General features: G+C 70.7%; 8 protein-coding genes and 1 pseudogene. 8 read left to right on the top strand and 1 reads right to left on the bottom strand.

What is annotated here, in order from left to right:
• Positions 1-293: 293 nt before the first annotated feature.
• On the top strand, positions 294-1364 hold the full coding sequence (locus ABZ656_RS51720; RefSeq protein WP_360278857.1) for a hypothetical protein: 1071 nt from the start codon (positions 294-296) through the stop codon (positions 1362-1364).
• A 164-nt stretch (positions 1365-1528) separates the two neighbouring features.
• Complete coding sequence (locus tag ABZ656_RS51725) at positions 1529-2761, top strand: lysine 2,3-aminomutase (protein WP_360278859.1); 1233 nt, start codon at positions 1529-1531, stop codon at positions 2759-2761.
• Here ABZ656_RS51725 and ABZ656_RS51730 read toward each other — a convergent pair.
• Entirely contained in the window at positions 2708-4141 is a 1434-nt protein-coding gene (locus tag ABZ656_RS51730) for a cytosine permease (protein ID WP_101400852.1), read from the bottom strand. The two genes, ABZ656_RS51725 and ABZ656_RS51730, sit on opposite strands and share 54 nt — an antisense overlap.
• A gap of 143 nt (positions 4142-4284) precedes the next feature.
• On the opposite strand from ABZ656_RS51730, the pseudogene ureA reads away from it, so the two are divergent.
• From ureA to cimA, 6 genes and pseudogenes are all read left to right on the top strand, one after another.
• A pseudogene (ureA, locus tag ABZ656_RS51735) lies at positions 4285-4953 on the top strand (urease subunit gamma); the annotation flags it as partial.
• 299 nt (positions 4954-5252) lie between these two features.
• Positions 5253-6929 (top strand): urease subunit alpha, encoded by a 1677-nt coding sequence (locus ABZ656_RS51740; RefSeq protein WP_360278862.1) that lies wholly within the window; start codon positions 5253-5255, stop codon positions 6927-6929.
• Between the two features lie 14 nt (positions 6930-6943).
• Positions 6944-7981 (top strand): agmatine deiminase family protein, encoded by a 1038-nt coding sequence (locus tag ABZ656_RS51745; protein WP_360278865.1) that lies wholly within the window; start codon positions 6944-6946, stop codon positions 7979-7981.
• An 80-nt stretch (positions 7982-8061) separates the two neighbouring features.
• The gene (locus ABZ656_RS51750) at positions 8062-8598 is read left to right on the top strand and encodes a TetR/AcrR family transcriptional regulator (protein WP_248003706.1); all 537 of its coding nucleotides are present in this window, start codon (positions 8062-8064) and stop codon (positions 8596-8598) included.
• An 87-nt stretch (positions 8599-8685) separates the two neighbouring features.
• Positions 8686-10005 carry an MFS transporter gene (locus ABZ656_RS51755; RefSeq protein WP_360278868.1) on the top strand — a complete coding sequence of 440 codons (1320 nt, stop codon included), beginning with the start codon at positions 8686-8688 and terminating at the stop codon, positions 10003-10005.
• A 284-nt stretch (positions 10006-10289) separates the two neighbouring features.
• Positions 10290-11894, top strand: coding sequence for a citramalate synthase (gene cimA, locus ABZ656_RS51760; protein WP_360278871.1), 1605 nt, complete (start codon positions 10290-10292; stop codon positions 11892-11894).
• Positions 11895-12079 lie beyond the last annotated feature (185 nt).

Genomic DNA, 12079 nt, shown 5'->3' on the forward strand with positions numbered 1-12079 from the left:
GGGCCTGTGCCCGGCACGCCGAGAGCACGCACCTGACGCCGCAGGGCCCGCCCTCCGGGCGGACGACGGGAATTTGACGACAGGACCTAGGACGCTCCTCGCGCCGGTCGCGACCCTCGCGCCCGCCGGTCCCCGGCACCCACGCCTCCCGCCGGTCCCCCTCTCCCCAACAGGAGTGCGGGGACCGGCGGTTCGTTCGACGCGTAGCGGCTCCGTGACACGGGTATCCACAGATTCCACGGGGGGAGCGTGCCGCCCTCCCGTGTGCCCGCACGGCCACGGAGGGAGCGCAGGTGAGCGCAGGGTCGCCGGTACCACGACTGCGCTGGCTGCTGCGCACCTTACGCACCCCACGCCGCCCTCAGAGCCTCACGGTCCTTGTCCTCCTCGCCGCCGTCGCAGCCCTCCTCCTCTGGAGCAGCTCGCGGATGGACAACTACGAGGAGAACCTCACCCTCAATCTCGGCACCGACATCGTCGGCGTCGTCGTCACCGTCTTCGTGATCGGCCCGCTGATCAGCCGCGCCCAGGAGGGCCGGGTCCGCGAACACACCCGGCTGGACTACGAGTGGTTCAGCGCCCAGGTCTACGGCTCGACCTCGAACGTGAAGGTCCTCGACACCTTCTCCAACGTGTTCGGCCCGCAGTTCTCCGAGCGTCTCTTCCGCGGCATCAAGGCGGCCACCGGGCACGGCGCCCGCGTGCAGATCCTCCTCCTCGACCCCGACTCCCTCGCGGTCATCCTGCGCGGCCGTGAGCTGGGCGAGCAGAGTGCCGACATCCGCCGCGACATCATGCGCAACCTGCGCACGCTGGACCGGTTCGCGCTCCGGCTCGACGAGAACTCCCGCCAGCTCCTCGAAGTACGCCTCTGCTCCACGTCCCCCGGCGTGACCCTCTACCGCTGGGACGAGCGCTCCCTGGTCTCGTTCCTCACCGTCGGGCGCCTCTCCGGCGAAGGCGTCCAGCTCGAAGTCGCCGTCCGTTCCCCGCTCGGCACCTTCGTCGAACAGCGCTTCGACGAACTGTGGCAGCAGAGCAAGCGGATGGAGCGGTTCACCCATCTGCCGGTGACCCTGGTCGACGCGACCGACGGCCGGCGGGAGTTCAGCTGTCGCTTCGTCTATGTGGACGACTGTGTGTACGTCGCCGGGCACGACCTCGTGTCGTACATGGCCCGCCACCGCCTCGATCAACTCTCCGCGTACAGCGAGGCCTTGGGCGTGCAGGGTGCGCACGAACTGATCGTCGTCGACGACGAAAGTGAGCTTCACCGGCTGCTCATGCAGCACTTCGCGGAGAAGTACGATGCGTCCGCGGGCGCATTCGTCGAGTTGCGGCCGTCGGTCCTGGTCAGGGAATAGAGGCCCCGGCACACATGAGTTCAGCGCTCCACCCCGCTCAGCCCGCGAGACCCGGCTCCGCGCAACTGAGCCTCCGGTCTTCGGACACCAGCTCCCGGTCTTCGCACCCGAGCCCCCGCTTTCGCGCCTTCACGCCCCGTGACCTGGACGGCCTGCTGCGGCGCGTGTCCCTGCCGCCCGCCGAGCGACTCGCCCTGCGGGCGGTGGCGGCCGTCCTGCCGTTCCGTACGAACACCTACGTGGTCGACGAGCTGATCGACTGGGCGGCCGTGCCCGACGATCCGATCTTCCGGCTGACGTTCCCGCAGGCCGAGATGCTGCCCGAGCCCGACCTCGGGCAGATGGCGGAGCTGCTGGCGCGGGACGCCCCCAAGGCCGACGTCCTGCGCGCGGCGCACGAGATCCGGATGAGGCTCAACCCGCATCCCTCCGGGCAGCTCGACGCCAACGTCCCCGTGCACGAGGGGCGGCGCCTCACCGGCCTCCAGCACAAGTACCCGGAAACGGTGCTGATCTTCCCGCGCCAGGGCCAGACCTGCCATGCCTACTGCACGTACTGCTTCCGCTGGCCCCAGTTCGTCGGCGAGTCCGACCTGCGCATCGCCACCGACGACATCGGCGCCACGTCCGCCTATCTGCGCGCCCACCCGGAGGTCACCAGCGCGCTCATCACGGGTGGCGACCCGATGGTGATGAGCACCGAGGTGCTGCGCCGCTACGTCGAGCCGCTCCTCGAGATCGAGTCGATCCAGTCGGTCCGCATCGGCACCAAGTCGCTCGCCTTCTGGCCGTACCGTTTCCTCACCGACCGCGACGCCGACGACGTGCTGCGTCTGTTCGAGAAGGTCGTCGCGAGCGGCCGCCACCTCGCGCTGATGGCCCACTTCACCCATCCCCAGGAGCTGCGGCCCCCGGTGGTGCGGGAGGCGATGCGCCGGGTGCGTGACACGGGTGCCGTGATCCGCTGCCAGGGGCCGCTGGTCAGGGGCATCAACGACAGTGCCGAGGCGTGGGCCGGGCTGTGGAACGAGACGACCGCGCTGGGGGCGGTGCCGTACTACCAGTTCGTGGAGCGGGACACCGGCCCGCAGGGCTACTTCGGGGTGCCGCTCGCCCGCGGTCACCAGATCTTCCGTGACGCCTACGCCCAGGTGTCCGGCCTCGCGCGGACCGTGCGCGGCCCGGTCATGTCGGCGATGCCGGGCAAGGTGTGCGTGGACGGGATCACGGAGGTGGCCGGCGAGAAGGTCTTCGTGCTCCATCTCATCCAGGCCCGCGACCCGGAGCTGGTGGGCCGCCCGTTCTTCGCCGCGTACGACGAGAACGCCACCTGGTTCAGCGACCTAAAGCCCGCTTTCGGCGCGAGCCAGTTCCTGCCCGGCCTCGACCCGGTGTGACGCCCGCTTCGGAGAGAGGGCCACGTACACGAGGCCGCCGACCAGCCCTGACAGGACGAAGCTGCAGTCCACTCCACCCGTGAGGGACAGCAGCGGTCCCTGGTACGAAGGGAGGGAGACGGCGAGGAGGCCGGCGAACGCGCCCAGTGCCCAGGAGACCGTCGCCTGGATGTTCCAGCCGGCGCGGTACCAGTAGATCCCGCCGCGGGAACGGCGGTTGAAGACCTGGAGGGCGTCCGGGTCGTAGATTCCGCGGCAGCGGGCGAAGCCGATGAGGGTGATGACCGCCCACGGGGTGCCGATGGCGGTCAGGAGAAGGACGAAGGACGTCATCGCGGACTGCGCGTTCCAGGCGTAGTGGCCGACGAAGACACAGACGGTGGCGACGACGGCGACCGTGAGCGTGGCCCGGGCGCGCGAGGCCTTCGGCAGGATCGCGTCCAGGTCCAGGCCCATGGAGTACAGCATCAGGCCCGCGTTGCCGACCGACCCGGCGGAGGCGGCGAGCAGCAGCGGGACCAGGTACCAGGTGGGGGAGGCGGAGACCAGCGGCCCCGCGTAGTCGAGGGCCGCGCGGGCCGCGTACGCCGTGAAGGTGCCGAAGAGCTGCGGGACCAGCAGCCCGGCGATCAGGCCCAGCCAGGTGGCGTGCAGGACCGTACGGGAGGAGTGCCGGGACGGGGAGATGTAGCGCGTGTAGTCGCCGAGCAGGGTGATGAACGCGATCGGTCCGGACAGGCCCGCGGCGACCGCCGCCAGCAGCCAGGTCGGCCAGAACGAACCCAGCAGATAGCCGCCGGTCTCCGGGAGCGCGGCGGTGGTGAAGTGCGGCGCGTAGGCGAGCACCCCGAGCGCGAGGAGTGCGGTCATGCCGACCGCGAGGACCCGGGACATCGCGAGAAGCACGCGGTAGCCGTACACCGCGCCCGCGACGGTGGCGGCGGCGAGGACGGCGTACACGACGGCGTACGACAGCCCGTTCGCCGGCAGCCCGAACAGGCGGCCGAGCACGCTCACCATCACATCGCCGCCGATCCAGACGGTCAGCGCGGTGTAGCCGAGGGCGAGCAGCAGCCCGACGACCGAGCCGACCAGCCGTCCGCGCACGCCGAACTGGGCGCCGGAGGAGGTGGAGAGGTTCGTCGCCGTGCGCAGGGACACCAGCGCGAGCGGCGCGGTGAGCGCCGTGCCGATCACCGTGCCCGCCACGATCGCGCTCACCGACGACCACCAGTCGAGCCCGAAGGAGGGTGGCAGCCAGCCGAAGATGATCACGCCCAGACAGAGGTTCGATCCCAGCAGGATCGAGACGAGATCCTTGGGTCCGCTGGTCCGTTCCTCGTCGGGGATGGTGTCGACTCCGCGCTGTTCGATCGGCATGGCTGGTCTCCTTCGACGGCCGCCTGAGAGTTAGAGCGACGTTCAATGTCTGTGACCAGATTCTGGATGTCAATCGTTCCTTTCCATGAATCTCTTGTTTAGAGTGGTGCTCTAAATCGAGGAAGGCAAGGAGGTGCCCGGACATGAGACTGACCCCCACGGAACGTGACCGGCTGCTGCTCTTCGGGGCCGCCGAGCTGGCCCGTGCCCGCCGGGCCCGGGGCCTCAGGCTGAACGTCCCCGAGGCGACCGCCCTCATCGCGGACACTGTGTGCGAGGCGGCCCGGGACGGGCGTCGGCTCGCCGAGGCGATCGCGGCGGCCCGGGCGGTGCTCGGCCCCGACGACGTCCTGCCGGGCGTCGCCGACGTCGTCACGGAGGTGCATGTCGAGGCCGTCTTCGACGACGGGTCCCGGCTCGCGGTCGTCAGCGACCCCCTCGGGGGCGGGCTGGGGGAGCGGGCGCCTGGCGCGCTGCTGCCGGGGCCGGAGCATGCCGAGCCCGCCGCGGTCGTCCGGCTGACCGTCACCAACACCGCGACCGTGCCCGTCTCCGTCACCTCGCACTTCCACTTCTTCGAGACCAATCCGCGGCTCGACTTCCCGCGGGCGGCGGCCTACGGGATGCGGCTCGCGGTCCCCGCCGGGTCCTCCGTGCGCTTCGGACCGGGGGAGAGCGCCGAGGTCGGGCTGCTGCCCATCGGCGGTGAGCGGATCGCCATCGGCTTCGCGGGACTGGTCGACGGGCCGCTGGACGCGCCCGGAGCCAGGGAGGAGGCCCTGCGCAGGGCCGCCGCCTGCGGGTACCTCGGGACCGGGGACACCGGGGACACCGGAGATACCGGGGAAAACGGAGATGCCGGGGACACCGGAGATGCCGGGGACACCGGAGATGCCGGAGATGCCGGGGACACCGGAGATGCCGGAGATACCGGGGACACCGGAGATGCCGGAGATGCCGGGGACACCGGAGATGCCGGAGATACCGGGGACACCGGAGATGCCGGGGACACCGGAGATGCCGGAGATGCCGGGGACACCGGAGATGCCGGGGACACCGGAGATGCCGGAGATGCCGGGGGCGTCGGGGAGAACGAGGGAGCTGAGCGGCGATGAATCCTTACGAGTACGCAGCCACGCACGGCCCCCGCGCCGGCGACCGCGTCCGCCTCGGTGACTCCGGGCTGACCATCCGCGTCGAGTCCGACGCCCAGCGCTACGGCGACGAGTTCCTCGCCGGCTTCGGCAAGACCGCCCGCGACGGACTGCACCTCAAGGCCGCCGCCGTCCGCGAGACCTGCGACGTCGTCATCAGCAACGTGGTGGTGATCGACGCGGCCCAGGGGATCCGCAAGGTCTCCATCGGCATCCGCGAGGGGCGGATCTGCTCGATCGGGCGGGCCGGGAACCCCGACACCCTGGACGGGGTCGACGTGGTGGTCGGTACGGGGACGTCGATCGTCTCGGGCGAGGGACTGATCGCCACCGCCGGAGCCGTCGACACCCACGTGCACCTGCTGTCGCCGCGCATCATGGAGGCCTCGCTCGCCTCCGGCGTCACCACGGTCATCGGCCAGGAGTTCGGGCCGGTGTGGGGCGTCGGCGTCAACTCGCCCTGGGCACTGCGCCACGCCTTCAACGCCTTCGACGCCTGGCCGGTCAACATCGGCTTCCTGGGCCGGGGTTCGTCCTCCGACGCCGCCCCCCTCGTCGAGGCCCTGGCCGAGGGCGGCGCGAGCGGCTTCAAGGTCCACGAGGACATGGGCGCCCACACCCGCGCTCTCGACACCGCGCTGCGCGTCGCCGAGGAGCACGACGTCCAGGTCGCCCTGCACAGCGACGGGCTGAACGAATGCCTGTCGGTCGAGGACACCCTGCGCGTCCTCGAAGGCCGGACCATCCACGCCTTCCACATCGAGGGCTGCGGCGGCGGTCACGTACCGAACGTCCTGAAGATGGCGGGAGTCCCGAACGTCATCGGCTCCTCCACCAACCCCACCCTGCCCTTCGGCCGGGACGCGGTCGCCGAGCACTACGGCATGATCGTCTCCGTCCACGACCTGAAGACCGACCTGCCCGGCGACGCTGCCATGGCCCGCGACCGGATCCGCGCCGGGACCATGGGTGCCGAGGACGTGCTGCACGACCTGGGCGCGATCGGGATCACCTCCTCGGACGCGCAGGGCATGGGACGCGCGGGCGAGACCGTACGCCGCACCTTCGCGATGGCCGGAAAGATGAAGGCCGAGCGCGGCGCCCCGACGGACGCGGACCACGACAACGAGCGCGTCCTGCGCTACATGGCCAAGCTCACCATCAACCCCGCCATCGCGCAGGGGCTCGCCCACGAGGTCGGCTCGATCGAGGTCGGCAAGCTCGCCGACATCGTCCTGTGGCGCCCGGAGTTCTTCGGCGCCAAGCCGCAGCTCGTCCTCAAGTCCGGCTTCCCGGCGTACGGCGTGGTCGGCGACCCGAACGCCGCCACCGACACCTGCGAACCCCTCGTCCTGGGGCCCCAGTTCGGGGCGCACGGCGCGACACCCGCCGAGATCTCGGTCGCCTTCGTCGCCCAGGCCGCGCTCGACCAGGGCAACGACCTCATGCCGACACGCCGGCGGCGGGTCGCCGTGCGCGGCACCCGCGGGATCGGCCCCGCCGACCTGCGCCTCAACTCCCGTACGGGATCCGTCGACGTCGACCAGCGCACCGGCCTGGTCACCCTCGACGGTGACCCGCTGCGCTCCGAGCCCGCCGACTCGGTCTCCCTCAACCGCCTCTACTTCCTCTGATGAAGGTGCACGTCATGACCCCTGCCGCCGACGGTTTCCGGATGCCCGCCGAGTGGACCCCGCACGAGCGCACCTGGATGGCGTGGCCGGGTCCCAACCTCACCTTCGACAACCCCGACGACCTCGCCGAGGCGCGCGCCGCCTGGGCGGCGGTGGCGCGCGCCATCCGCCGGTTCGAACCGGTGACGGTCGTGTGCGGGCCGGGCCAGTCGCAGGCGGCCCGGGCGCTGCTCGGCCCGGACGTCGACACCGTCGAACGTGAACTCGACGACGCCTGGATGCGTGACATCGGCCCCACCTTCCTCACCGACGGGAAGGGCGAACTGGCTGCCGTGGACTGGACGTTCAACGGCTGGGGCGCCCAGGACTGGGCCCGCTGGGAGCACGACGCCAAGATCGGTGCGTATGTCGCGGACCTCGCGGGGGCGAAGACGTACGCCTCGAAGCTGGTCAACGAGGGCGGTGCGATCCATGTCGACGGCGAGGGCACCGTGCTCCTGACCGAGACCGTGCAGCTCGGCCCCGAGCGCAACCCCGACCGGACGCGCGAGCAGGTGGAGGCGGAGATCCACGCCCACCTCGGCACCCGCAAGGCGATCTGGCTGCCGCGCGGGCTGACCGGCGACTACCCCCCGTACGGCTTCGGCACGCTCGGCCATGTCGACATCGTGGCCGCCTTCGCCCGCCCCGGAGTCGTGGTCGCGCACTCCCAGCCGGACCCGGCGCACCCCGACCACGAGGTGACCGAGGAGGTCATCGGCCTGCTCAAGGCCGCGACCGACGCGCGCGGGCGCCGTCTGGAGGTCGTCGAGGTCCAGGCCCCGACGATCCTGGAGGCCGACGGCCACTGGGCCGACTACTCCTACATCAACCACTACCTCTGCAACGGCGGCGTGGTCCTGTGCGGTTTCGACGACCCGCGCGACGAGCTCGCGGCCGGCATCTTCCGACGTCTCTTCCCCGAGCGGACGGTGACACTGGTGGACGCCCGTACGATCTTTGCGGGAGGCGGTGGCATCCACTGCATCACCCAGCAGCAGCCGAGGATCTGAACCAGGAGTCGCACGTGGCAGGGGACAGCGCGCCGCGGAGGAAGAACGCGCCTCCGCGCGAGGACGTGCTGGCCGCCGCCATGGACATGATCGCCGAGCGTGGTCTGGAGAAGCTCACCATGGCGGCGCTCGGCCGCGAGGTCGGCATGAGCAGCGGTCATCTCCTCTACTACTTCCACTCCAAGGACGAACTGCTGCTGCAGACCCTGGAGTGGAGCGAGGGGCGGCTCGGCGCCGAGCGCGGCCGGTTGCTCGCCGCGCGGGGCACCGCCCGGGAGCGGCTCGACGCGTACGTCGACCTCTATGTCCCCGACGGCCACCGCGACCCGCACTGGACGCTCTGGCTGGAGGTCTGGAACCGCTCGCAGAACGCCGACGACGACGCCCGCGAGCGGCAGGTCGCCATCGAGGGCGCCTGGCACCGCGACCTGGTCGCGCTGCTCGCCGAGGGTGTCTCGCGCGGCGAGTTCCGGCCGGTCGACCCGGACCGCTGCGCCGCCCGGCTGCGGGCCCTCCTCGACGGCTTCTCCATCCATGTCGCGATCGGACTGCGCGGCACGGACAGAGAGCGGATCCTGCTCCACGTAAGGGAGTTTCTGGACGAATCCCTGAGCTGACCGTCACTCGGCCGAACGTGATGAACGCAATGAACAAAACGCGAGGCGCCCTTGTCGCGGCCGTGATCAACGGGCACGTTACGGCTCATGGCACTCACGGGACGAGAGCACTGGAAGAAGATCTGGGTCGGCTCGGCGGGCAACATGGTGGAGTGGTTCGACTGGTTCGTGTACGCGAGCTTCGCCACCTACTTCGCCGGAGCCTTCTTCCCCGACGACAACCCCACCGCCCAGCTCATGAACACCGCGGGCATCTTCGCGGTCGGCTTCTTCATGCGCCCGGTCGGCGGCTGGCTGCTCGGCCGGATCGCCGACCGCAGAGGCCGCAAGACCGCCCTGACGCTGACCGTCACCCTGATGTCGCTGTCGGCGCTCCTCATCGCCTTCGCACCGACCTACGCGGTGGCGGGCTACGGCGGCGCGGTCGTGCTGCTTGTCGCCCGCCTGCTGCAAGGACTCTCGGTGGGCGGCGAGTACGCGGCCAGCGCCACCTACCTCACCGAGGCCTCCGGCCCCGAGCGGCGCGGCTTCGCCTCCAGCTTCCAGTACGTGTCGATGACCGCGGGCCAGATCCTCGGCCTCGGCCTGCTGATCATCCTCCAGCGCACCCTGTCCGACGACGCGCTGCACAGCTGGGGCTGGCGCATTCCCTTCATCGTGGGCGCGCTCGGCGCGGCCGTCGTCTTCTATCTGCGGCGCACGATGCTGGAGACCGAGGTGTACGAGGAGGCCGCGTCCGGTGAGGAGCGCGGCACGATGCGCGCGCTGTGGCAGCACCGGAGGGAGGCCTTCCTGGTCATCGCGCTCACGATGGGCGGCACGGTCGCCTACTACACGTACACCACCTACCTGACGAAGTACCTCTCCAACTCGGCGGGCCTGCCCAAGGAGACCGCGACCCTCGTCTCCTTCACCGCGCTGATCGTCTTCGCCTGTCTCCAGCCGCTCGCGGGCCGCCTCTCCGACCGTGTCGGCCGCCGCCCGCTGCTCATCACCTTCGCGGTGGGCTCGACGTTCCTGACGGTCCCGATCATGACGATGCTGCGGCACGCGGGCAGCTTCTGGCCCGCCCTCGGCCTGGCTCTGCTGGCCCTGGTGGTGGTCACCGGCTACACCTCCATCAACGCCTGTGTGAAGGCGGAGCTGTTCCCGACCGGCGTCCGCGCCCTGGGCGTCGCCCTTCCGTACGCCATCGCCAACGCCCTCTTCGGCGGTACGGCCGAATACGTCGCCCTGTGGTTCAAGGACGCGGGCATCGAGTCCGGCTTCTACTGGTACGTGGCGGGCTGCGCGGCGGTGTCGCTGGTCGTCTACGTCACCATGCGGGAGACCCGCGACCTGGACCTCAACCGGGCCGGCCCCGGCCAGGAACCCTCCTCGGAGCCCAAGGCGCGGCTCGCATCCTGAGACAACCCGTGAGCACGGGGGCGGTATGTGCCAGACTGCCCCCGTGCTCTCGTTCGCCATGATTATTGGCAGCAGGCGCGCCGGTCCGCAGTGACCGCCACGTACCACCACGTACGGGCGGACATCGTCGTCCTCGACCCGCGCGCAGACCTCTCGCACCCGCGAGAGGTTTTTCGTTTTCCTGGCCCACCTCAAGCCGGGAAGGGAGCGCGAGGGATCATTGGAGGACGGTGGAGCCGGTCATTCCGGTACAGACCGAGATCCGACATCAGGAGCCGAACACCATGACCGAAACCAGCGAGCTCGACGATTCGTTCCACGTCTTCGACACGACCCTGCGCGACGGCGCGCAGCGTGAGGGCATCAACCTCACCGTGGCGGACAAGCTGGCCATCGCACGGCACCTGGACGACTTCGGGGTGGGCTTCATCGAGGGCGGCTGGCCCGGCGCCAACCCGCGCGACACCGAGTTCTTCGCCCGGGCCCAGCAGGAGATCGACTTCAAGCACGCCCAGCTGGTCGCGTTCGGCGCCACCCGCCGCGCGGGCGGCAAGGCGAGCGAGGACCCGCAGGTCAAGGCCCTTCTCGACGCCGGTGCCCAGGTGATCACCCTGGTCGCCAAGTCCCACGACCGCCACGTCGAACTCGCACTGCGCACCACCCTCGACGAAAACCTGGAGATGGTCCGGGACACGGTCTCGTACCTGCGCGAGCAGGGCCGCCGGGTCTTCGTCGACTGCGAGCACTTCTTCGACGGCTACCGCGCGAACCCCGAGTACGCGAAGGCGGTCGTCCGCGCGGCCTGGGAGGCGGGCGCCGACGTCGTCATCCTCTGCGACACCAACGGCGGCATGCTCCCCGCCCAGGTCCAGGCGGTCGTCGCCACGGTCCTCGCCGACACCGGCGCCCGGCTCGGCATGCACGCCCAGGACGACACGGGCTGCGCGGTCGCCAACACCCTGGCCGCCGTCGACGCGGGCGCGACCCACGTCCAGTGCACCGCGAACGGCTATGGCGAACGGGTCGGCAACTCGAACCTGTTCCCGGTCGTGGCCGCCCTGGAACTGAAGTACGGCAAGAAGGTCCTCCCGGACGGCGCCCTGCGCGAGATGACCCGCATCTCGCACGCGATCGCCGAGGTCGTCAACCTCACCCCCTCCACGCACCAGCCGTACGTCGGCGTCTCGGCCTTCGCCCACAAGGCGGGCCTGCACGCTTCCGCGATCAAGGTCGACCCGGACCTCTACCAGCACATCGACCCCGAGCAGGTCGGCAACACCATGCGGATGCTGGTCTCCGACATGGCGGGCCGCGCGTCGATCGAGCTCAAGGGCAAGGAACTCGGCATCGACCTCGGCGGCGACCGCGAGCTGGTGGGCCGCGTCGTGGAACGCGTCAAGGAGCGCGAGCTCAAGGGCTACACGTACGAGGCGGCGGACGCGTCCTTCGAACTCCTGCTCCGCGAGGAGGCGGAGGGGCGGGCCCGCACGTACTTCCAGGTCGAGTCCTGGCGCGCGATCGTCGAGGACCGCCCCGACGGCACCCACGCCAACGAAGCCACCGTCAAACTCTTCGCCAAGGGCGAGCGCATCGTCGCCACGGCGGAGGGCAACGGTCCGGTGAACGCCCTCGACCGTGCCCTGCGGGTCGCCCTCGAAAAGATCTACCCCCAGCTCGCCAAGCTGGAGCTCGTGGACTACAAGGTCCGCATCCTCGAAGGCAAGCACGGCACCCAGTCCACCACCCGCGTCCTCATCTCCACCTCCGACGGAGCGGGGGAGTGGTCCACGGTGGGCGTCGCGGAGAACGTGATCGCGGCGTCCTGGCAGGCGCTGGAGGACGCGTACACGTACGGCTTGCTGCGCGCGGGCGTAGAGCCGGCGGAGTAGCCGCCCCCACCCGCGGGCCCGACCTGGGGCCCGACCCCAGGTCGGGCTCGGGGTCCGAGCTGTGTCCGGGCTCGGGGTCCGACCTGTGTCCGGGCTCGGGGCCTGACCTGGGGCCCGACCCGGGGCCGACCCGGGGGCTCCGCCCCCAGGCCCCCGGGCGGCGGCTGCGCCCCGCCTCCCCCGCC

It is taken from the genome of Streptomyces sp. NPDC007095, assembly GCF_040634475.1.
Lineage (GTDB): Bacteria > Actinomycetota > Actinomycetes > Streptomycetales > Streptomycetaceae > Streptomyces.